The organism is Glycomyces buryatensis, assembly GCF_004912275.1.
GTDB classification, from domain to species: Bacteria; Actinomycetota; Actinomycetes; order Mycobacteriales; family Micromonosporaceae; genus Glycomyces; species Glycomyces buryatensis.
Genome location: NZ_STGY01000041.1, coordinates 99,874 through 121,662, shown reverse-complemented (window position 1 = coordinate 121,662; position 21,789 = coordinate 99,874). Strand labels below are relative to the sequence as shown.

At 69.2% G+C, this 21,789-nt stretch carries 23 protein-coding genes; 21 read left to right on the top strand and 2 right to left on the bottom strand.

Going from position 1 to position 21,789, the window contains the following annotated elements:
• Nucleotides 1–324: 324 nt before the first annotated feature.
• On the bottom strand, nucleotides 325–1,806 hold the full coding sequence (locus FAB82_RS10270; protein ID WP_136534449.1) for an aminopeptidase P family protein: 1,482 nt from the start codon (nucleotides 1,804–1,806) through the stop codon (nucleotides 325–327).
• 121 nt (nucleotides 1,807–1,927) lie between these two features.
• Between FAB82_RS10270 and FAB82_RS10265 the strand changes: the two genes are divergently transcribed.
• The 12 genes from FAB82_RS10265 to FAB82_RS10210 all read left to right on the top strand — a co-directional run bounded on the left by FAB82_RS10265 (nucleotide 1,928) and on the right by FAB82_RS10210 (nucleotide 12,146).
• On the top strand, nucleotides 1,928–2,224 hold the full coding sequence (locus FAB82_RS10265) for a ribbon-helix-helix domain-containing protein (protein WP_136534448.1): 297 nt from the start codon (nucleotides 1,928–1,930) through the stop codon (nucleotides 2,222–2,224).
• Entirely contained in the window at nucleotides 2,221–2,616 is a 396-nt protein-coding gene (locus tag FAB82_RS10260; protein ID WP_136534447.1) for a hypothetical protein, read from the top strand. Before FAB82_RS10265 ends, FAB82_RS10260 begins: the two co-directional genes overlap by 4 nt.
• Nucleotides 2,617–2,637: 21 nt before the next feature.
• Complete coding sequence (locus tag FAB82_RS10255; RefSeq protein ID WP_136534446.1) at nucleotides 2,638–3,108, top strand: PH domain-containing protein; 471 nt, start codon at nucleotides 2,638–2,640, stop codon at nucleotides 3,106–3,108.
• A gap of 345 nt (nucleotides 3,109–3,453) precedes the next feature.
• Nucleotides 3,454–4,032, top strand: coding sequence for a translation initiation factor IF-3 (infC, locus tag FAB82_RS10250; RefSeq protein ID WP_281276887.1), 579 nt, complete (start codon nucleotides 3,454–3,456; stop codon nucleotides 4,030–4,032).
• A gap of 82 nt (nucleotides 4,033–4,114) precedes the next feature.
• Entirely contained in the window at nucleotides 4,115–4,309 is a 195-nt protein-coding gene (gene rpmI, locus FAB82_RS10245; protein ID WP_136534444.1) for a 50S ribosomal protein L35, read from the top strand.
• A gap of 46 nt (nucleotides 4,310–4,355) precedes the next feature.
• Nucleotides 4,356–4,739, top strand: a complete 384-nt coding sequence (rplT, locus tag FAB82_RS10240; protein ID WP_136534443.1) for a 50S ribosomal protein L20 — start codon at nucleotides 4,356–4,358, stop codon at nucleotides 4,737–4,739.
• On the top strand, nucleotides 4,740–5,549 hold the full coding sequence (locus FAB82_RS10235; RefSeq protein ID WP_136534442.1) for a TrmH family RNA methyltransferase: 810 nt from the start codon (nucleotides 4,740–4,742) through the stop codon (nucleotides 5,547–5,549).
• A gap of 153 nt (nucleotides 5,550–5,702) precedes the next feature.
• On the top strand, nucleotides 5,703–6,770 hold the full coding sequence (pheS, locus tag FAB82_RS10230) for a phenylalanine--tRNA ligase subunit alpha (RefSeq protein ID WP_136534441.1): 1,068 nt from the start codon (nucleotides 5,703–5,705) through the stop codon (nucleotides 6,768–6,770).
• Nucleotides 6,771–6,773: 3 nt separating this feature from the next.
• The gene (pheT, locus tag FAB82_RS10225; RefSeq protein ID WP_136534440.1) at nucleotides 6,774–9,245 is read left to right on the top strand and encodes a phenylalanine--tRNA ligase subunit beta; all 2,472 of its coding nucleotides are present in this window, start codon (nucleotides 6,774–6,776) and stop codon (nucleotides 9,243–9,245) included.
• 284 nt (nucleotides 9,246–9,529) lie between these two features.
• A complete protein-coding gene (locus FAB82_RS10220) occupies nucleotides 9,530–10,996 on the top strand; it encodes a penicillin-binding transpeptidase domain-containing protein (protein WP_136534439.1) in 1,467 nt (488 codons plus the stop codon).
• 63 nt (nucleotides 10,997–11,059) lie between these two features.
• Nucleotides 11,060–11,440, top strand: coding sequence for a DUF4190 domain-containing protein (locus FAB82_RS10215; protein WP_168801523.1), 381 nt, complete (start codon nucleotides 11,060–11,062; stop codon nucleotides 11,438–11,440).
• Between the two features lie 55 nt (nucleotides 11,441–11,495).
• Nucleotides 11,496–12,146: a phosphatase PAP2 family protein gene (locus FAB82_RS10210; RefSeq protein WP_136534437.1), complete on the top strand. Its 651-nt coding sequence runs from the start codon at nucleotides 11,496–11,498 to the stop codon at nucleotides 12,144–12,146.
• Between the two features lie 30 nt (nucleotides 12,147–12,176).
• Here the strand turns inward: FAB82_RS10210 and FAB82_RS10205 are convergent, their stop codons facing one another.
• Complete coding sequence (locus FAB82_RS10205) at nucleotides 12,177–12,602, bottom strand: DUF2568 domain-containing protein (protein ID WP_211116497.1); 426 nt, start codon at nucleotides 12,600–12,602, stop codon at nucleotides 12,177–12,179.
• A gap of 172 nt (nucleotides 12,603–12,774) precedes the next feature.
• On the opposite strand from FAB82_RS10205, the gene FAB82_RS10200 reads away from it, so the two are divergent.
• The 9 genes from FAB82_RS10200 to FAB82_RS10160 all read left to right on the top strand — a co-directional run bounded on the left by FAB82_RS10200 (nucleotide 12,775) and on the right by FAB82_RS10160 (nucleotide 21,789).
• Nucleotides 12,775–13,968 (top strand): sensor histidine kinase, encoded by a 1,194-nt coding sequence (locus FAB82_RS10200; RefSeq protein ID WP_136534436.1) that lies wholly within the window; start codon nucleotides 12,775–12,777, stop codon nucleotides 13,966–13,968.
• 6 nt (nucleotides 13,969–13,974) lie between these two features.
• Entirely contained in the window at nucleotides 13,975–14,616 is a 642-nt protein-coding gene (locus FAB82_RS10195) for a response regulator (protein WP_136534435.1), read from the top strand.
• Nucleotides 14,617–14,708: 92 nt separating this feature from the next.
• Nucleotides 14,709–15,722: an N-acetyl-gamma-glutamyl-phosphate reductase gene (gene argC / locus FAB82_RS10190; protein WP_136534434.1), complete on the top strand. Its 1,014-nt coding sequence runs from the start codon at nucleotides 14,709–14,711 to the stop codon at nucleotides 15,720–15,722.
• Nucleotides 15,719–16,873, top strand: coding sequence for a bifunctional glutamate N-acetyltransferase/amino-acid acetyltransferase ArgJ (argJ, locus tag FAB82_RS10185; RefSeq protein ID WP_136534433.1), 1,155 nt, complete (start codon nucleotides 15,719–15,721; stop codon nucleotides 16,871–16,873). Before argC ends, argJ begins: the two co-directional genes overlap by 4 nt.
• Nucleotides 16,874–16,942: 69 nt before the next feature.
• Nucleotides 16,943–17,842: an acetylglutamate kinase gene (argB, locus tag FAB82_RS10180; protein ID WP_136534432.1), complete on the top strand. Its 900-nt coding sequence runs from the start codon at nucleotides 16,943–16,945 to the stop codon at nucleotides 17,840–17,842.
• Nucleotides 17,839–19,041 carry an acetylornithine transaminase gene (locus FAB82_RS10175; protein WP_136534431.1) on the top strand — a complete coding sequence of 401 codons (1,203 nt, stop codon included), beginning with the start codon at nucleotides 17,839–17,841 and terminating at the stop codon, nucleotides 19,039–19,041. The genes argB and FAB82_RS10175 overlap by 4 nt, the downstream gene beginning before the upstream one ends.
• The gene (gene argF / locus FAB82_RS10170; protein WP_136534430.1) at nucleotides 19,038–19,988 is read left to right on the top strand and encodes an ornithine carbamoyltransferase; all 951 of its coding nucleotides are present in this window, start codon (nucleotides 19,038–19,040) and stop codon (nucleotides 19,986–19,988) included. Before FAB82_RS10175 ends, argF begins: the two co-directional genes overlap by 4 nt.
• On the top strand, nucleotides 19,985–20,581 hold the full coding sequence (locus FAB82_RS10165) for an arginine repressor (protein WP_136534429.1): 597 nt from the start codon (nucleotides 19,985–19,987) through the stop codon (nucleotides 20,579–20,581). Before argF ends, FAB82_RS10165 begins: the two co-directional genes overlap by 4 nt.
• The gene (locus FAB82_RS10160; RefSeq protein ID WP_136534428.1) at nucleotides 20,578–21,789 is read left to right on the top strand and encodes an argininosuccinate synthase; all 1,212 of its coding nucleotides are present in this window, start codon (nucleotides 20,578–20,580) and stop codon (nucleotides 21,787–21,789) included. Before FAB82_RS10165 ends, FAB82_RS10160 begins: the two co-directional genes overlap by 4 nt.

Genomic DNA, 21,789 nt, shown 5'->3' with positions numbered 1-21,789 from the left:
GGCCCAGGAGGGGAGCGGCGGCACAGCGCCCGCCCGGGTCGTCCGTCGCGGAACCGAGAGAAGTAAACAGTACGTCCGTCTTATTTAACGGATCCAACTGTACCACCACGGGTTCTGCGGGTTTCAAGGCGGAGAGCATCGCCGATGCATAGGCACCCCGCACGGGTTTTAAAGGCCGGCGGCGGCGGGCGGTTGGTGTGCGGTAACCGCCGCCGCCGGCCCGGTGCGGTGGATATAAGCCTAAAATCGGACTATAGACCTCGGGTTAGGAGCGTCCACAGGCGCCCTGTGACGAACGCTACTACCAGCCGAAATACCGGCGGCTTAGGACTCCGATGCGAGACGGGGCCCGGCCTCACGCTGGGTCTGGAGCCAGGTCTCGACCTCGTCCGAGGAGCGCGGCAGACCGGCCGACAGGTTTTCGCAGCCGTCGGCGGTGACGCGCACGTCGTCCTCGATGCGGATGCCGACGCCGCGCAGCTCGGCGGGCACCAGCTCGTCGTTGGCTTGGAAGTACAGGCCCGGTTCGACGGTGAGCACGAAGTTCTCCTGGACCTTTCCCTTGTAGTAGTGCTCGGGCCGCGAGGCGGCGCAGTCGTGGACGTCGAGGCCGAGCATGTGCCCGAAGCCGTGCAGCGTCCAGCGCCGGTAGTACAGCGCGTCCTTGTCCAGCGCCTCGTCGACCGAGCCGGGCAGGATGCCCAGGTCGTGCAGGCCCTCGGCCAGGACCCGCATGCAGGTCTGGTGAATCTCCTGGAAGTCCGTGCCGGGCTTGATGACGTCCATGCCGGCCTGCTGCGAGGCGTGCACGATGTCGTAGACCTGGCGCTGGAGTGGAGTGAAGTGGCCGTCGACGGGGATGGTGCGGGTGATGTCGGCCGTGTAGAGGTTGCGGTTCTCCACGCCCATGTCCATCAGCAGCAGCTCACCGGTCTTGGTGTGCCCGTCGTTGGTGGTCCAGTGCAGCGTGGTGGCGTGGGCCCCTGCGCCGACGATCGAGTCGTAGCCCAGGCCATTGCCCTCCAGCCGCGCCCGCGTCCCGAACACGCCCTCGATGAGCCGCTCCGAGACCGAACCGGTCCGCGGCAGGATCCGCGCGACGTCCTCGAAGCCGCGCACGGTCGCGTCGACCGCCTCCTGCAGCTGCCGCAGCTCCCAGGCGTCCTTGGCCAGGCGCAGCTCCGAGAGCACCGCCGCCAGCTCGCGGTCGCGCGTCAGGACGGGTTTGCCGTCGGCGTCCTTGGCCGCCTCCTCGGCGGCGAAGCGCCGGTCCAGCGCGGAGTCGAAGCCGCGCAGCAGCCGGACCTTCGAGCGGTCCGCCCCCTCGAGCGCCGCCTCCAGCGCCTCGACGTCCTTGCACGGCAGTCCGAGTCGCGTCTGGGCCTCGTCCAGGGAGTGCTTGCGGCCGATCCACAGCTCGCCGTACTTCGCCGAGCGGAAGAACTCGTCGGAGTCGGTGCCCTTGCGCGGGCGGCGGTACAGCACCGCGTCGTGGCCGGAGCCGCTCGGGTGCAGCACCAGCACCCCCTCGGGATCGAGATCGCCCGTCAGCCAAGCGAAGTCCGAGCCGGCCCGGAAGGGATAGAAGGTGTCATTGGCGCGCACCTTCTCCTCACCGGTGGGAACGATGACCGTCTCGCCGGGGAAGGCCGCCGACAGCGACTCGCGGCGTCGGTCGGTGTAGGCCGCCTGCGTCAGCGGCGCGGCCTCCAGATCCAGGCCGCCCCAGCCCGATCGCATGAAATCGAGGAACTTCTGCGGGAACTGCGGGTCGTGCGAGCGCTCGCCGGACTTCTTCTCAGACATGGCAGGTGCTTTCTCCGTGTGATCGGGTCTTATTCGTACCCCGAACCTACCTCCATTGGGAGCTCCGAATCGCAGTCATGTCGGGTCCATGCCTCAGGCCGGGCGGCGTTACGCTGAGCCCGTGACCGATCGCGCCAATTTGTCGCCGGGCCCGTCCGCCGGGGCGGGGCCCGCGCGTTCCAGCGTCTCCCTCCCCGATGAGCAGATCGAGCAGATCCGCCGCCTCGTCACCGTCGGCCGTGCCGACTCGGTGTCGGAGTACGTCATCGCCGCCGTCGCCGAGCGCCTCGAACGCGACCGCTCGCTCACCGAGCTCCAGGACCTCTTCGAGCGCAAGGGCCACGCCCCCAGCGCCGAGCACCTGGCCTGGGCCCGAGAAGTCCTCGGTGTCGAGGGAGAAGGAGAGGCCCGGACGTGATCGGCGGCCGCATTCTGGACGTGTCCGCCATCGTCGGTTTCGCCACCTCCATGCCCTACCCCCAGGCCGTCGTCTTCACCGCGCTCGAACAGAACGTGGTCCTGGCCATCCCCGCCGGGGCGCTGGCCGAGGCCTGGTCGCAGGCCCGCCGCCGCGACCGCGACGCCCTGCTGGTCCTCCTCGGACTCCCCGTCACCGTCGTCATGGAATTGGACAAGAAGTCCGCCCGCGACGTGGGCCTCATGCTCTCCCGGTCCCGCCAGCACGGCAATATCGCCGCCGGCCACGTCGCCTGGTGTGGCCTGAAACGCCCCGGTTGGCCCATCGTGACCGGCGAGCCGAAGACTCTGCTGGCATTCGACTCGAGCCTTGAGATAGATCAGCTGCCGTAAGGGCACCCTAGAGAGGGAAACATGCACGCCGTACAGGAGAAGCCCATGACCGAGCTCGGCCCGCTCGACTACAAGCCCCGCAAGTCCCAGATCGGGGCCTGGGTCGGCGCGATCGTCTTCGCCGGGTCCTTCTTCGGCCTCTCGTTCACGCTCGGCAACCGGACCGCCGGGGGCGGCACCATTACCTGGGCCGACCACGCGGGCATGATCGGGCTGGGCCTCATAGGCGGCGGGGTCATCCTGATGTTCCTGCGCCTGCGCGTCCGTGCCGACGAGCGCGGCGTCGAGATCCGCAATATCGGATCCACGAAGTTCCTGCCGTGGGAGATCGTCACCGGCGTCAACTTCTCCGCCAAGAGCCAGTGGGCCACGGTCGAGATCGCCGACGACGATGAGATCTCGGTCATGGCGATCCAGATCAGCGACAAGGACCGGGCCGTGGCGGCCGTCAAGCACCTGCGGGCGCTCATGGAACAGTCGCGCAGGTCATAGGGGACCTCATGCGACCCGCTCGTAGCATGGGGATATACTTATAAACCGTGCGCACTTACGTCGCGCACAGCAAGCGGAGTCCAGCTCCCACCCGCAGCCCGTCCTCCTCGGAGGGAACTGAGGCAAACGGGTCACGCACGGCAGCTTAGTTCTGCCGTGCCCTGGAGTGGACCCCGGCTGATCAGCTGGGGTCTTTTCTTTTGGGACCTCTTCCCGAGGCGTGCTGGCCGGTTCCGCTTGGCGACGGCCGCCGCCAGCGCCCGCTGACGACGACCGAAACAGCAACACGGGCGCCGGTGCACCGCACCGGCGAGAATCGCGAACCAAGGAGGCCCCATCAGCGATTTGCGCGTTAACGACCAGATCCGGGCACGTGAAGTGCGCCTGGTCGGCCCGCAGGGAGAGCAGGTCGGCATCGTGTCGATCGACAAGGCCCTGCAGTTGGCCGCCGACGTCGACATGGACCTGGTTGAAGTTGCGCCCACCGCCCGACCGCCGGTCTGCAAGCTCATGGACTACGGCAAGTACAAGTACGAGTCCGCTCAGAAGGCCCGTGCCTCGCGCCGGAACCAGCAGCAGACCGTCATCAAGGAAATGAAGCTTCGGCCGAAGATCGACACGCACGACTACGAGACCAAAAAGGGTCACATCGTGCGCTTCCTCAAGGCCGGCGACAAGGTCAAGATCACCATCATGTTCCGCGGTCGCGAGCAGTCGCGCCCCGAACTCGGCCGGCGCCTGCTCGACAAGCTCGCCGAGGAGATCGCCGACCTCGGTGGCGTCGAATCCGCCCCGAAGCAGGACGGCCGCAACATGGTCATGGTGGTTGCCCCGCATCGCCCCAAGGGCGATATCAAGGGCGGCGGTCGCAAGGGCGGCCGTGAAAGCGAAGAGGGCAGCGAAGAAGCCCCCCTCGCGGAGTAAGCCGTCCGAATGCCTGACGTTCAGCGGGCGCGCTGCGCCCGCTGAAGCCAGTGCAGGCTTTTGACTCATAAGGAGAAGCACGATGCCGAAGATGAAGACCCACAGTGGCACCAAGAAGCGGTTCAAGGTCACCGGTTCTGGCAAGCTGATGCGCCGCAAGGCCGGCAAGAACCACCTCATGGAGCACAAGTCCGCCAGGTCCAAGCGGGACAAGGACGGCCGCACCGAGGTGGCCAAGGCCGACCAGAAGCAGGTCAAGAAACTGCTGGGCCGCTAGCTCGCCCTCGTTGACCCATATCCGTTAATCGCAAGGAGATAGATCAGTGGCACGCGTCAAGCGTTCGGTGAACGCCAAGAAGAAGCGCCGCACAGTACTCGAAGAGGCCAAGGGTTACCGCGGCCAGCGCTCGCGCCTGTACCGCAAGGCCAAAGAGCAGCTGCTGCACTCGTACACCTACTCGTACCGTGACCGCAAGGCCCGCAAGCGCGAGTTCCGCAAGCTGTGGATCACCCGCATCAACGCCGCCGCCCGCGCGAACGGCATCACCTACAACCGCTTCATGCAGGGCCTGGCCCTCGCCGAGGTGGAAGTGGACCGTAAGATCCTCGCCGAGCTGGCCGTCAACGACGCCGCCGCCTTCACCGCGCTGGTCGAGGTCGCCCGAGCGGCCCTCCCCGCGGACGTCAACGCTCCGGCCGAGCAGTAGATGATCGCTGACGAACCCGGGACGGACGCGCTCACCGCACGATCGTCCCGGGTTGTCGCTGCCCGGAAGCTTCAGCGCCGCCGCGCGCGGGACAAGGCCGGGCAGTTCCTCGCCGAGGGCCCGCAGGCCGTCCGCGAGGCGATCGCGGCCGGCGCCGCGGTCGACCTGTTCCACACGCTCGACGCCGACGTCCGCCACACTGAGCTGGTCGACGCGGCCACCGCCGCGGGCGTCTACGTCCATCCGGTGACCGACGATGCGCTGGCGTCGCTGGCCGAGACGGTCACGCCCCAGGGCCTGGTGGCGGTCTGCAAGTTCCTCGACCAGCGCCTTCCCGAGGAGGCCAAGCTGGTCGCGGTGCTCGACGGCATCACCGACCCGGGCAATGCCGGGACGATCCTGCGCGCCGCCGACGCGGCCGGGGCCGACTGCGTGGTCTTCGGGACCGACTCGGTCGACCCGTACAACGGCAAGTGCGTGCGCGCCTCCGCCGGGAGCCTGTTCCACCTGCCGGTGATCCGCGGTGGCGACACCGCCGAACTGCTGGACGTGTTCGACCACGCCCAGATCCTGGCCGCCTCGACCGGGGGAGCGGACCTGTTCGAGCTGGCCGCGAACGGCGAGTTGAACGGGCCGACGGTGTGGCTGTTCGGCTCCGAGGCCCACGGCCTGGCCGGCTCCACCGCCGCGCTGGCGCATCGCAAGGTCGGGGTTCCGATCTGGGGCGAGGCCGAGAGCCTGAATCTCGCGGTCGCCGCAGGTGTCTGCCTTTATGCGAGTGCTTCTTCCCAGCGTAGGCTGCGTAGCTAAAGACGTTATGATTGCTCCATGCGCTACAGCCAACGCGAATTTATCCAGCCCGCCGGGTGCGGGCTGTGGCGTTAGCTGTCCACACTCCGGCGGGCTGCGGCCGAGCCGCGTGCCTTCCCTACACTCCTTTAGGTCCCGCCAGGAGAGAAGCGCATGAGCAACGATACTGAGAACCAGGCTGGCCTGCTCCAGCCCGAGGCCCTGTCCAGGGCCGTGAAAGAAGCCGCCGCGGTCATCGAGGCCGCAGGCACCATCGAGGAGCTGGCGGCAGCCAAGACCGCCGCGCTCGGCGACAAGGCCCCGGTGTCCCTCGCCCGTCGTGCCATCGGCTCGATCCCGGGCAAGGAACGCGGCGAGGCCGGCCGGAACGTCAATGCGGCCCGCACCGAGATCACGGCAGTGTTCGAGGCCCGCAAGGGTGTTCTGGAGGCCGCCGAGGCGTCCCGGATCCTCCGCGAGGAGACCGTCGACGTCACCGCCCGCACGCCGCGGCGCCGCACCGGCGCCCGCCACCCGATCAGCGTCCAGATGGACCGCATCGCCGACCTCTTCGTGGCGATGGGCTACGAGATCGGCGAGGGCCCCGAGGTCGAACTGGAGTGGTTCAACTTCGACGCGTTGAACATCCACCCCGACCACCCGGCCCGGACCATGATGGACACGTTCCACATCGCCGACGGCGACGGCAGGCCCGGGTCGAACCTGGTGCTGCGCACGCACACCTCGACGGTACAGATCCACACCATGCTGACCCAGCAGCCGCCGATCTACACGGTCGCGCCCGGCCGGGTCTACCGCACCGACGAGGTCGACGCGACGCACTCGCCGGTGTTCCACCAGACCGAGGGCCTGGTGGTGGACAAGGGCATCACGATGGCCGATCTCAAGGGCACGCTGGACCACTTCGCGAAGTCCGTGTTCGGCCCGGACGCGATCACGCGCCTGCGCCCGTCGTACTTCCCGTTCACCGAGCCCAGCGCCGAGGTCGACGTCTGGTTCTCCGCGCACAAGGACGGCGCCCGCTGGATCGAGTGGGGCGGCTGCGGCATGGTCAACCCGCGCGTGCTGCGCGCCTGCGGCATCGACCGGGACGTGTACTCCGGCTTCGCCTTCGGCATGGGGGTCGAGCGCGCGCTGATGCTGCGCCACGGCATCACCGACCTGAGGGACATCATCGACGGGGACGTCCGCTTCCCCGCCGGCCTGCGAGTTGAGGAGTAACCGATGCGGATTCCAGTCTCTTGGCTCGCCGAATACGCCGCGCTGCCCGCCGACCTGTCCACCGCCGATCTCGATGCGGCCCTGGTCGAAGCGGGACTCGAAGTCGAGGAGGTCGAGGACCTCCGCGCGAACGTCACCGGCCCGCTCGTGGTCGGCCGCGTCGCCTCGATCGTGGAGCTCACCGACTTCAAGAAGCCGATCCGCCACTGCCAGGTGGAGGTCGGCGAGGCCGAGCCGCGCTCGATCATCTGCGGCGCCAGGAACTTCGCCGAGGGCGACCTGGTGGTCGTGGCCCTGCCCGGCGCGGAGCTGCCCGGCGGTTTCAAGATCGCCTCGCGCCAGACGTACGGCCGCCTCTCGGACGGCATGATCTGCTCCGCCCGCGAGCTCGGCGTCTCCGACGACCACGAGGGCATCATCGTGCTGCCTGAAGGCACCGTCGGCGAGGACGCCCGCCCTTTGATCGGCCTGGACGATGTCGTGTTCGAGCTGGCCATCACCCCCGACATGGGGTACTGCTTCTCGGTGCGCGGCATCGCCCGCGAGGTCGCCCACCGCCTCGGCGTCGCGTTCACCGACCCGGCTGGAATTGAGAAAGAAGAGCCGGCCACCAGTAGTCAGCCATTCCCGATCCGAGTCGAGACCGACGGCTGCTCGCGTTTCACGCTGTGCGCGGTGCGTGGGGTCGACGCTAACGCGGAGTCCCCCAAGTGGATGGCCAAGCGCCTGACCCAGGCCGGGATGCGGCCGCTGGGCCTCGCCGTCGACGTCACCAACTACCTGATGCTCGAACTTGGTCACCCGCTGCACGCCTTCGACCGCGACAAGCTCAATGGCGGTCTGGTAGTGCGCTGTGCGCACGCCGGCGAGACCCTGAAGACTCTCGATGACGCGGTCCGCAAGCTTGATCCCGAGGACATGGTCATTTGCGATGAGACTGGCCCGCTGTCACTGGCTGGGGTCATGGGCGGCCAGACCTCCGAGGTCGGGCCTACCACCCAAGATGTGCTCATCGAAGCCGCACACTGGAACCCAGTTGCGATCGCGCGTACCTCACGGCGGCACAAGCTCACTTCTGAGGCATCCAAGCGCTATGAGCGAGGTGCAGACCCGGCGCTGAGCTTGATTGCCGCTCAACGCGCGGCCGCCCTGCTTGTCGAATATGGCGGCGGTTCGCTCGAACCGGAAATCGCTGACATCGACCACCGCGAACCGGCCAAGCAGATCATGATCCCGGTCGGCCTGCCGTCGAAGACGGTCGGCGTCGAGTATGACCGCTATCTTGTCGTGTCCATGCTCGAAGCTGCCGGCTGCACTGTTGGTGTAGTGGGCGACGAGGTCCTGGCTGTGACGCCCGCTTCGTGGCGGCCCGACCTGACCGACCCGGTCGACCTGGTCGAAGAGGTCGCCCGGCTCCACGGCTACAGCCACATTCCGTCCAGCATCCCGCGCGCCATCGCCGGGACCGGGCTCACGTCCTCGCAGCGGCGACGCCGCCGCGTCGCCCGGGCCTTGGCGGACAACGGCTTCGTGGAGACCTACACGTTCCCGTTCGTGACGCGCGACCGCGCCGACGAGCTGGGCCTGGACGAGAAGGACCCGCAGCGCGACGCCGTCGCCGTGCTCAACCCGCTCGATGACGCCGCCCCGCTGCTGCGCACCACCGTGCTCGCCAGCCTGGTGAACGCGGTCAGGACGAACCTGGCGCGCGGCGCGAAGGACCTCGCGGTCTTCGAGGAGGGCCTGGTGTTCAAGCCCGCCGAGGGCTGGACCGAGCTCGACGTCGTGGAACTGCCGGTGACCCGGCGTCCCGACGACGAGGCCATCGCCGCCGCGATCCGGCGCCTTCCCGTGCAGCCGCGGCACGTCGCCGCGATCCTGTGCGGGCAGGCCGTTCCCGCCGGAATCGGCGAGCCGGGCCGGGCCGTGGACTGGGCCGACGCGGTCGAGGCCGCCGGCATCGTGGTCGAGGCCGCGGGCGCCGAGATGACCGCCGCCCAGGGCAAGGCCGCGCCGTGGCACCCGGGCCGCTGTGCGGAGATCAATGTGGATGGTTCGGTGATCGGCCACGCCGGTGAACTGCACCCCGAGGTGTGCGAGGCGCTGGGACTGCCGAAGCGGACCGTCGCCATGGAGCTGGACCTGACGGCGATCCCGCTGCCGGGCCTGGCCCCCGCGCCGGTCGTCTCGCACTACCCGGCCACGCTCATCGACGTCGCCGTCGTGGTGGCCGAGTCCGTCCCGGCCGGCGAGGTCGAGGCGGCGCTGCGTGAGGGCGCCGGCGAACTACTCGATTCGCTCCGCCTGTTCGACGTCTACCGCGACGCCAAGCTCGGCGAGGACCGAAAGTCCCTGGCCTTCAAGCTGGAGCTGCGGGCCGCCGACCGGACGCTGACCAACGAGGAGGGCGTCGCCGTCCGCGACGCCGCCGTGGCCGTCGCCGCCGAACGCTACGGCGCGGCGATTCGCGACTAGATCACGCAATCGGCGGGGCCAGGCCGGATCTCGATCCGGACGGGCCCCGCCGATTCCACGTGTGACATGCGGTTATACGGGGTAGGTCCAGAGCCGCGGTTTGCCGGCTGGTCCGCGCCTTTTAAGGTACGGGAGTGGAAAACCGGAACCCCTCTCGCGTTGGTGGTAGGCGGAGGCGCACCGGCTCTCGTGGTGCCCGCGGCAGCCATCGGGCCGGCGCCCGAGGTCAGGGACCCTCCGGAACGGGGCGCCACGCCGGGAATTTCGAGCTCTCGATCCCCGGAATGACGGCGACCTTCCGCCGCATCAAGTCCCGCGACTTCAGCAGGCGGCACCTGATCATCGCCGGAACGTTCAGCCTCGTGCTCGCCATCGGTCTTTCCATCGTCATCGCGAACCTCGGCGGCGACGACCCCGGCTACGGCTCGGGCGGCGAGGAGATGGCGGCGCTCCTGTACTCGAGCGGCGAAGCGGTCCCCGACGACTTCGAGGACCGCAATGCCGGTCTGATCGAGACCGCCTACGCCGAACTCGAAACCCGCTACGGCATCGGCGAGGACGACCTCTACGACGCGAGCGCCAACCCCGAGGGCTACCGCGTCGCCCTCACCATCGACGAGGACCTCCAGACCGCCGTCGAGGACATAGAGGGCGAGGCCGGGGCCGTCGCCGTCGAACCCGGCAGCGGCGCGGTCCTGTGCTACTACGGCGCCGAGTCCGAGACCGGCGCCGACCAGGTCGGCGCCGCCGCACCGCACCCGCCGTCCTCGGTGTTCGACATGGTCACCGCCGCCACCGCTCTCCAGGACGGCGCCTCCATCGACTCGTGGTGGAGCGACGAGGACTCCGATGTCACCCTGACCGACGCGGTGCGCGATTCCCGCTCCGCCGCCGTCGACGACATAGCGGAGCAGTACGGTGCCGAATCGGTCCTCCAGACCGCGAGTGCCATGGGGCTCACCGCGATCACCGATGCGGACGGCACCGCCCGGCCCACGGGAGAGGACGCCGACTACAGCGGACTCAAGGCCGCCGACCTGGACACCTACGCCGTGAGCGTGCTCGACATGGCCGCCGTCTACGCCACCATCGCCGGCGACGGGGTCTACGCCGACACCCACTTCATCGATCGTGTCGTGGACGCCAAGGGCAATACCGTCGAGGCCGACCGCGGCATCGCCTCCCTCCAGGCCATCAGCACCACCACCGCCCGCGACCTGCAATTCGTGGGCCTCGGCGGCGGCGACGCCCTCGAGGAGCGCGACTTCTTCGGCCTGAGCGGGGAATGGACCGACGATCCGGAGCAGTCCTGGTACGTCGGCGCCATACCGCAGCTGAGCGTCGCCGCTTGGGTCGGCGGAAGCGGCGGCGGAGACGACGACCCGCCCGGTGTCCCGGTGTGGCGCAGCGTGGTCGACACCGCGATCGAGGCGTTCAACTACGCCCCGGAGGAATTCGACGGCGCCGTCAAGGCCGGCAGCGACATCACCGACGGCATCGAGAACGACGACGGCTCCATCGATCCCGAAAGCGAGTATTGTGAGGTCAACCCGACGGCCGAGGCCTGCGGCGGCGCCACCGAGGAGCCGTCCGAGGACGAACCTTCGTCGGAGGAGCCGACCGATGACGAGACCACCGAGGAACCCGAACCCGATCCCACTACCACCTCTGAAGAACCGGAACCGGAACCGACCACTGAGGAGCCGAGTGAATCGCCGACCGAATGCGACTGGCTGGACCCCAACTGCTGACCGGATCGCCGGGGCCTGGTGTGCTTATGATTCGCGATGTACTCAGAGTGAATGGAGTTCGTAATGTCCATGCCCGACTCTTACGGCCAACAACCGCAGCAATCGCAGCCCCCGCAGATGCCTCCCCCGCCCGGCCAGCAGCCGCAGATGCCGCAGCCCGGCATGCCCTACCAGCCGTATCCGGCCGGCCCCGAGATCAACTCCAAAGCGGTCGCGGCCATGGTGTGCGGCATGATCTTCATGACCTCGCCGCTGGGCCTGATCGGGCTCTTCATGGGCCGCGCCGCCGCGCGCGAGATCGACGCGGGCATGGGCATCGGCCGCCCGCTCGCCAAGGCCGGCCGAATCTTCGGCTGGATCTCGCTGGCCTTCACCATCTTCTGGATCCTCTACATCATCCTCATCATCACCCTCGGAGTCGCGGCCTTCAACTCGGCGACGTAATAGGTCGCTGCTCTTGCTGCCCCGGAAGTTCCCCGAATCCAGGCTCGCCTTGCCCGTGGCGTTCTCGTTGCCGCTGGCGGTGCTCGCGCTCGCCCTGTGGGTACGCGCCGACCCGGGCGCCCCGCCGTTCCAGGGATTCGACGACGCCTGGCTGGGCCTCATGGGCAGCAGTGACCGAGACGGTCCCCTGTGGACGACAGCGGTCGGATTCGACCGACTGGGCGGCTGGGTCGGCCGGATCATCGAGGCGGCGATCGTGATCGTCCTGCTCGCCCGGTGGCGCTGGCGATCGGCGCTGTTCTTCGCCGCCGCCCTGGTCGCCGGCCACCTGGTCACCGAGGGATTCAAGCTCATCGGGCAGCGTCCCCGCCCGGCCGACCGCATGATCGAGATCGCCTCCCTGTCGTTCCCGTCGGGCCACGCCTCGCACGAGGCCGCGTTCGTGGTGGCGCTGGCGGTGGTCGCCATACCTGTCGCCGCCTCGCGCTGGTGGTGGCCGGCGGCCACGGTCCTGGTGCTCGCCATGATGTGGTCGCGCACTTGGCTGCACGCCCACTGGCCTTCGGACACGATCGGCGGCGTCGCCACCGGCATCGGCGTGGCACTGCTGTGCTGGTGGGCCTTCTCCCCGCTGCTGGACCGGGAGCGGAAATGGCGCGAGGGACCGGCGCACGGGGATGACGTGCCGACCCCTTCGACGGCGTGACCGATGTCGACCACGGATCCCTCGACGTCCCTACTCGGCCATCGGCCTGGTTCTGACGATCGTGACCACCGCGGTATTCGAGGCCGCGAGCACCGCGAAGGCGATGGCCGCAACCGGTAGGCCGACGCCCCACAGCGCCAACGCACCCGCCGCGAACGCCACCGCCTTGACCGCGAGGACGCCGTACACGGGCAACTCGAAGCGCGCCTTCGGCGATGCGAAGGCTCCCCAGAGTACCGCCACCGCGCCGATCGATGCGACGGCGATGAGCAACCGCAGCGCCAGGTGCAAATCGAGCGCGAGCGCCCACCAGCCGATGAAGACGAGCATCGCGAGTTCGAGCGCGAACGCCAGGAGCGCGTTCCCCATGACCAGGCCGCGCGCGGCCCCGGTGAAGGGGGCCCATTCGGGCTCCGGTGGCCTGCCGCCTCGGACCGGTTCATCGGCTTCGCTCATGTGAATATGATGCGTGCTCCGATTCGGACGGTTCGCGGTGGGCGGCCGTGGAACCGTCGGACTCGTCCGGTCCGGTGATGCCGAGGCGCCGCGGCGTCTGCGACCAAAGTAGGAGACCGGTCTCGGCACCGAGGTCGACGCCGCGGCGGAACTCCCATGATGGGATTGAGGTATGAACAGTCCACTGGGTCGCGTCAGGCGCGGCGACCTCATCGCCGCGGTGCTGCTGTTCGCGATCGGTGCCGTCCTAATCGGGCTGGGCAGCTTCGAGCCCTACCAGGAGGTCCCGCTCGCGGTGCGGTTCGTGCCGCTCGGCCTGGTCTGCCTGGGCGTGGTCATTCGGCGGTCGGCCCCCGGTTGGTGCCTGGCGCTGGGGACGGTGGGTTTCGGAGCCGAGGTGTTCATCGGCTTCTCGCTGGTGACGGTGTGCGTCTACACCGACAACATCTACTCCTACGTGCGTTACGGTCCACGAGAGCGGACTCGCCTCCTGTTCGCGGCCGCGTCCATGCTCGTCCTCGGTGCCGCCGTCTGGATAGGCGTGGAGAGCCGGGACGCCGGCGGGACGCTCAGTACCGCCGCGATCGCCGCGATCATCCTGCTCTCCCCGATCGGTACCGGCGTCATCGTCCGCCAGGCCCACGACCGGGCGGAGCTGGAGGCCGAGCGCGCCCAGCAGGCCGCGAGCCTGGCCGACGTGCGCCGACGCGAGGCGGTGCTGCGCGAGCGCACCCTCATGGCCCGCGAACTGCACGACACCGTCGCGAACTACCTGAGCGCGATCGCCTTGCAGTCCACCGGCCTGCAGTCCCGCAGGGACCTGGACGCGGAGACGGTGCGCCGATCCGTGGCCGCGATCCGGCAGAGCAGCGTGGAAGGGCTGGCCGAGCTGCGCCGCATCATCGGACTGCTGCGCGCCGCCGACTCGGAGGAGGAGCTGGCCTCCTACCGGCTCGACCAGGTGCCGCAGCTGGTCGAGCGGATGCGCAGGGTCGGGCTCAAGGTCGATTTCGCGACGTCGGGGGAGTTCGCGGACCTGCCCGGGGAGGTCGAGACCGCCGCCTTCCGGGTGGTCCAGGAAGCACTGACGAACGCACTGAAGTACGGCTCGGACGCATCGGTCGAGATCGCCTGCGCTCCGGGGCGATTGACGGTGGCCGTGGAGAACGCCGTCGACACCGCGGCCGTCCCCTTCCCAAGCGGCGGTGCGGGACTGGTGGGCATGACCGAACGGGTCCGATTGCTGGGCGGTACGGTCCGGGCCGGGCCCGACGGAAGACGCTGGCGGGTCCGGGCCGAGATCCCGACCGGAGACCCGGTAGCCGTCGGCCGAACCGCAACGCCGCCGCCAACCGAACCGGAGTGAACCCAGATGCCGATCAAGGTCCTGCTCGCCGATGACCATGCGGCCGTCCGCGCCGGCCTGCGAATGCTCCTCGACAGCGCCGACGACATCGAGGTGGTCGCCGAGGCCGCCGACGGGTTCGAGGCGGTCGAGCTGGCCCGCTCCGTGCGGCCCGACGTGGTCGTCATGGACATCCGGATGCCCCGCCAGGACGGCATCGCGGCCGCCGCAGAGCTGCGCGGGGTCACGGACGTGCTCATACTGACCAGCTACGGCGAGGAGGCGAACGTCTTCGACGCGCTTCGCGCCGGTGCGAGCGGATTCCTGCTCAAGGACGCCGACGCCGAAACCCTGGTCGACGCGGTCCGCGTCGTCGCGCGGGGTGACGGCCTGATCTCCCCGGCCGTCACCCGGGGCCTCATCGCCGAGTTCGCCCGCGCCCGCCCCGCCTACGCGCCGATTCCCGTCGACGGCGACGGCCTGGCCTCCCTGACGCCCCGCGAGCGCGAGGTCCTGGCCCTTATCAGCGAGGGCCTGGCCAACGCCGAGATCGCCGCCCAGCTCGGGATGGCCGAGGCCACGGTGAAATCGCATGTGACGCACCTGCTGGCCAAGCTCGGTCTCAGCAGCCGCGTCCAGGCGGCCATTTTCGCCCGTGAACAGGAATAATGCTCGACTCCCAAAGTGTGGAAAGTCGCTATCGACTCCGACATGGATGCTGATACAGTTGGATGCATAGTCATTCAAGACGGAGGTTTCCAGTGACGTATCAGGTCGCCGTGGCAGGCGCCAGCGGTTACGCGGGCGGCGAGGTGCTGCGGATTCTCGCAGATCACCCGCAGCTCGAAGTCGTAGCCGCCAGTGCGCACAGCCAGGCCGGTGAGTCGATCACCGCAGTCCACCCCCACCTGACCGCCTACGGCGACCGACGTTTCTGCGAGACCACCCCGGAGGCGCTCTCCGGCGCCGACCTGGTCATCATGACCCTCCCGCACGGCCAGTCCGCCGCGCTGGCCGCGCAGCTCCCCGCCGATCTCAAGGTCGTCGACCTCGGAGCGGACCACCGGCTCGAAGACGCCGCCGCCTGGGAGGCCTACTACCCCGGCCCCCACGCCGGGGCCTGGACCTACGGCCTGCCCGAGCTGGCGGGCCAGCGGGAGGCCATCGCCGCTTCGAACCGGGTCGCCGCGACCGGCTGCTACGCCGTCGCGACCATCCTGGCATTGCGGCCCCTTCTCGACGCGGGGATCGCCGACCCGAGTGATGTGGTCGTGGTCGCCGCCTCCGGTACCTCCGGAGCCGGGAACTCGCCCAAGAAGAACCTGCTGGCCAGCGAGGTCATCGGCTCGATGAGCCCCTACAAGGTCGGCGCCCACCAGCACGTGCCCGAGATCAAGCAGGCCACCGGGGCGACGAGCCTGTCGATGACGCCGCTGCTGGCCCCCATGCCCCGCGGCATCATCTCGACGGTGACCGCCAGGCCCGCCGGTGACGTGACCGCCGCCGACGTGCGGGCCGCCCTGTCCAAGGCCTACGACGGCGAGCACTTCGTGCACCTGCTCGCCGAGGGGGCGTGGCCCGCGACGGCTTCGACCTACGGCACCAACGCCGTCCAAGTCCAGGGCACCGTCGACCGCGACTCCGGCCGGATCATCGTGACCGCCGCGATCGACAACCTCGGCAAGGGCGCCGCCGGACAGGTCGTCCAGTGCGCCAACCTCATGCTCGGACTCCCCGAGGCCGCCGGCCTCACCGTGAACGGAGTTGCGCCGTGACCATCACGACTCCCAAGGGCTTCAAGGCCTCCGGTGTGACCGCCGGGCTCAAGCCCTCCGGCAAGTCCGACCTCGCGCTCGTCGTCAACGAAGGGCCGTCCCAGGTGGCCGCCGGCCGCTTCACCGGCAACCGGGTCAAGGCCGCGCCGATCAAGTGGACCCAGCAGGTCATGACCTACGGCAAGCTCAAGGCCGTCGTCCTCAACTCCGGCGGCGCCAACGCCTGCACCGGGGCCGAGGGCTTCCAGGACACCCACGCCACCGCCGAGAAGGTCGCCGCCGTCCTCGGCTGCGGCGCAGTCGAAGTCGCGGTCTGCTCCACCGGCCTCATCGGCGAACGCCTCCCGATGGGCAAGCTCCTCCCCGGTATCGACGCGGCCGCCGCCGCGCTCACCGAGGACGGCGGCGAGGCCGCCGCGACGGCCATCATGACCACCGACACCGTCGCCAAGAACGCGGTCGTCACCGGCCCCGGCGGCTGGAAGATCGGCGGGATCGCCAAGGGCGCGGGCATGCTCGCCCCCGGCCTCGCCACCATGCTCGTCGTCCTCACGACCGACGCCGTCATCGACGCCGAGCTCGCGGACGCCGCCCTCGGCACCGCCTGCCGCTACTCCTTCGACCGGCTCGACTCCGACGGCTCCATGTCCACCAACGACACCGTCCTCCTGCTCGCCTCCGGCGCCTCCGGCGTCACAGCGGCACCCGACGAGTTCATCTCCGCGCTCTCCGAGCTCTGCCAGGATCTCGCGGGGCAGCTGCTGGCCGACGCCGAGGGCTCCACGAAGGACATCACGATCACCGTGTCCGGGGCCGAGACCGAGGACGACGCCGTCGAGGTCGCCCGCTGCGTCGCCCGCGACAACCTCGTCAAGACCGCCATGTTCGGCTGCGACCCCAACTGGGGCCGCATCCTCGCCGCCGTCGGGACCTCCAAGGCCCCGTTCGACGCCGACGAAGTCGACGTCGCCGTCAACGGCGTGTGGATCTGCAAGGCCGGCGCCGCGGGCGAGAGCCGCGACAATGTCGACCTCAAGGGCCGGGCCGTCGCGATCGATATCGAGCTCCACAATGGCGCCGCCCAGGCCACGATCTGGACCAACGACCTGTCCCACGACTACGTCCATGAGAACTCGGCGTACTCCACATGAGGCCCGCACCCGACACCGCACCCAGCCGGCTCGCTTCGCTCGCCTGCCCTCGAACCGGAGTAAACGCCGATGAGTCTTGAAGATCTCGCCCCCCACCTGAAAGACGCGCTCGGTAAGGCCGAGACGCTGGTCGAGGCCCTGCCCTGGCTGCAGCGGTTCGCCGGCGCCACCGTCGTCGTCAAATACGGCGGCAACGCCATGATCAACCCCGAGCTTCAGGCCGCCTTCGCCGCCGACATGGTGTTCCTGCACTACGTCGGCATCAAGCCCGTCGTCGTCCACGGCGGCGGCCCGCAGATCTCGGCCATGCTCGCCAAGCTCGACATCGCCTCGGAGTTCAAGGGCGGCCTGCGCGTCACCACCCCCGAGGCCGCCGATGTGGTCCGGATGGTCCTGGTCGGCCAGGTCGGGCGTGAACTGGTCGGGCTCATCAACAACCACGGCCCCCACGCGGTCGGCATGAGCGGCGAGGACGCCCAGCTCTTCACCGCCAAGCGCCGGTGGGCCCAGGTCGAGGGCGAACGGGTCGACGTCGGCCGGGTCGGCGACGTCGCCAGCGTCAACACCACCGCCATCGCCGACCTCATCGCCGCCGGGCGCATCCCCGTCGTCTCCACCGTCGCGCTCGACCACGAGGGCGTCCTCTACAACCTCAACGCCGACACCGCCGCCGCGGCCCTGGCCGAGGCCCTCGGCGCCCAGAAGCTGATCGTCCTCACCGATGTCGAAGGGCTCTACGAGAACTGGCCCGACCGCGGCTCGCTGCTGCGGCAGATCACCGCCCCCCACCTCGCCGAACTGCTGCCGCGCCTCCAATCGGGCATGGTCCCGAAGATGGAGGCCTGCCTCAGGGCCGTCAAGGGCGGCGTCCCCCAGGCGCACGTCATCGACGGGCGCGTCCCCCACTCGACGCTGCTGGAAATCTTCACCACCGACGGCGTCGGCACGATGGTCGTGGAGTCGAAATGACCTATTCAGACGAAATCAAGCAGCGGTTCTCCGCCTCCCTCATGGGCAACTACGGCCTTCCGCCGGTCGCCCTCCGCGAAGGCGAGGGCCGCTATGTCACCGATGTTGACGGCAATACCTACCTGGACATGATCGGTGGCATCGCCGTCTCCAGCCTCGGCCACAACCACCCCGCGCTGGTCGAGGCCGTCAGCACCCAGGCCGCCCGGCTCGCCCACACCTCCAACCTCTTCATGCACGAGAAGGAGATCGAGCTCGCCGAGAAGCTCCTCGACCTGTGGGGCAACGCCGGCAGGGTCTACCTGTGCAATTCCGGCACCGAGGCCAACGAGGCCGCGCTCAAGCTCGCGATCCTCCACGGCAAGCAGACCGGCCGCACCAAGGTCGTCGCGACCGAGAACGGCTTCCACGGCCGGACCCTCGGGGCGCTCTCGATCACCGGCAAGGCCGCGATCCGGGAGCCGTTCGAACCGCTGGGCCGCGACGTCGTGTTCGTGCCCTACGGCGACCTCGAGGCCCTCAAGGCCGCCGTGGACGACACCGTCGCAGCCGTGTTCTTCGAACCCACGCAAGGCGAGACCGGTGTCATGCCCGCGCCCGCCGGATACCTCAAGGCCGCAAGGGAACTCACCACCGCGAACGGCGCGCTGCTGATCCTCGACGAGATCCAGTGCGGCTTCGGCCGGACGGGTGCCTGGTTCGCCCACCACGCCGAGGGCATCGTCCCGGACGTCGTGACCCTCGCCAAGGGGCTCGGCGGCGGCGTCCCGATCGGCGCGGTCCTCGCCACCGACGAGGCCGCCGCGCTCTTCACGAAGGGCGTGCACGGCTCCACCTTCGGCGGCAACCCGATCGCCTGCGCGGCATCGCTGGCCGTGATCGACACGATCGAGCGGGAGCACCTACTCGAGAATGTCCTCGCGCTGGGCGAGCACCTCGACGCGCGGCTCGGTGCCGACCCCCGGGTCGCCGAGATCCGCGGCCAGGCCCTGTGGCGGGGCATCGCCCTCACCGAGCCCGTCGCGGCCGAAGCCGTCGACCACCTCATCGGACTCGGCGTCCTCGCCAACGCGCCCCGGCCCGACACGGTCCGGATCGCGCCCGCCCTCACCATGACCCAGACCGAGCTCGACGAGTTCTGCGACAAACTCATCGCCGCACTCGACGCAGTGTTCCCCTCACCCGGAGGACGACCGTGAAGCCGAAGCAGTTTGCGGAGCAGACCAAGAGGCATTTTCTCAAGGACGACGACCTCACCATCGCCGAACAGGCCGAGGTTCTGGCCTTGGCCGCCAAACTCAAGCACGACCGGTTCGGCTCCACCGTGCTGGCCGGCCCCAAGTCCGTCGCGGTGATCTTCGAGAAGTCCTCCACCCGGACCCGGCTGTCCTTCCACGCCGGCATCGCCGAGCTCGGCGGCAATCCGATCATCATCGACTCCCAGTCCTCCCACCTGGGCCGAGGCGAGACCGTCGGCGACACCGCCCAGGTCCTCTCCCGCTATGTCGAAGCGATCGTCATCCGCACCTTCGGCGACGACCGGATCGCCGACCTCGCCGAGCACGCGAGCGTCCCGGTGGTCAACGCCCTGACCGACGGCTGGCACCCCTGCCAGCTGCTCGCCGACCTCCAGACGATCGCCGAGCACAAGCCGCTCAAAGGAACGAGCATCGCCTACGTCGGCGACGCCGCCTTCAATATGGGCAACTCCACCGTCATCGCCTGCTCGATGGCCGGGATGCACGTCCGCATCGGCGCGCCCGCCGGCTACCAGCCCTCCGCCGAGATACTGGCCCGCGCCGCCGAGATCAATGCCGAGACCGGCGGTTCGGTCACCGTCACCGACGATCCCGTAGCCGCAGTGACCGGCGCCGACGTCGTCTCGACCGACGCCTGGATCTCCATGGGCATGGAAGGCCAGGACCAGCGCCTCGCCGACCTGGCCGCCTACCAGCTGAATGCGGAGCTGCTCGCCCACGCCGCCGACGGAGCGATCGTCCTGCACTGCCTGCCCGCCCACCGCGGCGAGGAGATCACCGACGAGGTCATGGACGGCCCCCACTCGCGGGTCTTCGACCAGGCCGAGAACCGGCTCCACGCCCAGAAGGCCCTGCTCGCCTGGCTCATCGGCGGTGAGCGGCCATGAACCAACCCACCACCAAAGCCGCCCGGCAGGCCCGGATCGTCGAACTGATCTCCGGCCTGGAGATCCGCTCGCAGACCGAACTGGCGAGCCTGCTGTCCGCCGACGGCATCGACGCCACTCAGGCCACGCTCTCGCGCGACCTCGAAGAGCTCGGCGCTGTGAAGGTCCGCGGCACCGACGGCGGCGCCGCCGTCTACTCGATCTTCGCCGAAGGCGAACGACCACTTCGCGACACCGAGGCCGCCTCGGATCGGCTCCAGCGCCTGCTGCGCGAACTGCTCGTCGGCGCCGACCACTCCGCCAACATGGCGATCCTGCGAGTCCCGCCCGGCGCGGCCCAGTACCTCGCCAGCGCCATCGACCGCTCCGGGCTCGCCTCCATCATCGGCACCATCGCCGGGGACGACACCATCGCCGTCATCGCCCGCGACGGCGTCACCGGCCGCGAGGTCGCATCGCAGATGCTCACCTGGGCCGGCAAAGGCGCCGTCGACGCCGTATTCGAAGTCGGCGACGCGCCCCGCAAACGCTACGAACACCACAACACCACCGAGGCCATGCCTCTGAACGACGCTGAGGAGAACCAGTCATGACTGAAAAGGTAGTGCTCGCCTACTCCGGAGGGCTGGACACCTCCGTCGCCATTCCGTACCTGGCAGAGCAGCTCGACGCCGAAGTCATCGCCGTGGCCATCGATGTCGGCCAGGGCGGCGAGGACATGGCCGAGATCAAGGCCCGGGCACTGGGCTGCGGTGCCGTCGCCGCCGAGGTGATCGACGCCCGAGAGGAGTTCGCCGCCGAATACTGCTTCCCGGCCGTGTACGCCAATGCCCTCTACATGGACCGCTACCCGCTCGTGTCCGCCCTGTCGCGGCCGTTGATCGTCAAGCACCTGGTCGCCGCCGCCGAGAAGCACGGCGCGACCATCGTGTCCCACGGCTGCACCGGCAAGGGCAACGACCAGGTCCGGTTCGAGGCCGGCCTCGCCGCCCTCGCCCCGCACCTGAAGATCGTGGCCCCCGCCCGTGACTTCGCTTGGACCCGTGACAAAGCCATCGCGTTCGCCGAGGAGAAGCAGCTCCCGATCGACGTGACCAAGAAGTCCCCGTACTCGATCGACCAGAACCTGTGGGGCCGAGCCGTCGAGACCGGCTTCCTGGAGGACATCTGGAACGGTCCCATCGAGGACATCTACTCCTACTCGGACAACCCCGCCGAGCCGCGCGACGCCGACGAAGTGATCATCACCTTCATGTCCGGCAAGCCCGTCGCGCTCGACGGCGTCAAGAAGTCCGCGTTCGACCTCATCCACGAGCTCAACGAGCGGGCCGGCGCCCAGGGCATCGGCCGCATCGACATGGTCGAGGACCGGCTCGTCGGCATCAAGAGCCGCGAAGTCTACGAGTCCCCGGCCGGCATCACCCTGATCGCCGCCCACATGGAACTCGAGAACGTCACCATCGAGCGCGAGCAGGCCCGGTTCAAGCGCCACGTCGATCAGCGCTGGGGCGAACTGGTCTACGACGGCCTCTGGTTCTCCCCGCTCAAGGACAGCCTGGAAGCGTTCATCGAGGACACCCAGGCCCACGTCACCGGCGAGGTCCGGCTGACCCTCCACGCGGGCAAGGCGACCGTCACCGGCCGGCGCTCCGAGACCAGCCTCTACGACTTCGACCTGGCCACCTACGACGAAGGCGACGCGTTCGACCAGTCCAACGCGCGCGGCTTCGTCGAACTGTGGAGCCTGCCGTCCAAGCTCGCCGCGGCCCGCAACGAGCGGGCGAAGATCGAGGGCAAATAA

Coding starts and splice junctions, on each gene's coding strand:
- FAB82_RS10235 (WP_136534442.1), top strand. CDS start 4,740: ATGATCGCTGACGAACCCGGGACGGACGCGCTCACCGCACGATCGTCC.
- FAB82_RS10220 (WP_136534439.1), top strand. CDS start 9,530: ATGACGGCGACCTTCCGCCGCATCAAGTCCCGCGACTTCAGCAGGCGG.
- FAB82_RS10215 (WP_168801523.1), top strand. CDS start 11,060: ATGTCCATGCCCGACTCTTACGGCCAACAACCGCAGCAATCGCAGCCC.
- FAB82_RS10270 (WP_136534449.1), bottom strand. CDS start 1,806: ATGTCTGAGAAGAAGTCCGGCGAGCGCTCGCACGACCCGCAGTTCCCG.
- FAB82_RS10195 (WP_136534435.1), top strand. CDS start 13,975: ATGCCGATCAAGGTCCTGCTCGCCGATGACCATGCGGCCGTCCGCGCC.
- FAB82_RS10255 (WP_136534446.1), top strand. CDS start 2,638: ATGCACGCCGTACAGGAGAAGCCCATGACCGAGCTCGGCCCGCTCGAC.
- argB (WP_136534432.1), top strand. CDS start 16,943: ATGAGTCTTGAAGATCTCGCCCCCCACCTGAAAGACGCGCTCGGTAAG.
- FAB82_RS10160 (WP_136534428.1), top strand. CDS start 20,578: ATGACTGAAAAGGTAGTGCTCGCCTACTCCGGAGGGCTGGACACCTCC.
- rpmI (WP_136534444.1), top strand. CDS start 4,115: ATGCCGAAGATGAAGACCCACAGTGGCACCAAGAAGCGGTTCAAGGTC.
- FAB82_RS10200 (WP_136534436.1), top strand. CDS start 12,775: ATGAACAGTCCACTGGGTCGCGTCAGGCGCGGCGACCTCATCGCCGCG.
- FAB82_RS10205 (WP_211116497.1), bottom strand. CDS start 12,602: ATGAGCGAAGCCGATGAACCGGTCCGAGGCGGCAGGCCACCGGAGCCC.
- FAB82_RS10175 (WP_136534431.1), top strand. CDS start 17,839: ATGACCTATTCAGACGAAATCAAGCAGCGGTTCTCCGCCTCCCTCATG.
- pheT (WP_136534440.1), top strand. CDS start 6,774: ATGCGGATTCCAGTCTCTTGGCTCGCCGAATACGCCGCGCTGCCCGCC.
- FAB82_RS10165 (WP_136534429.1), top strand. CDS start 19,985: ATGAACCAACCCACCACCAAAGCCGCCCGGCAGGCCCGGATCGTCGAA.
- pheS (WP_136534441.1), top strand. CDS start 5,703: ATGAGCAACGATACTGAGAACCAGGCTGGCCTGCTCCAGCCCGAGGCC.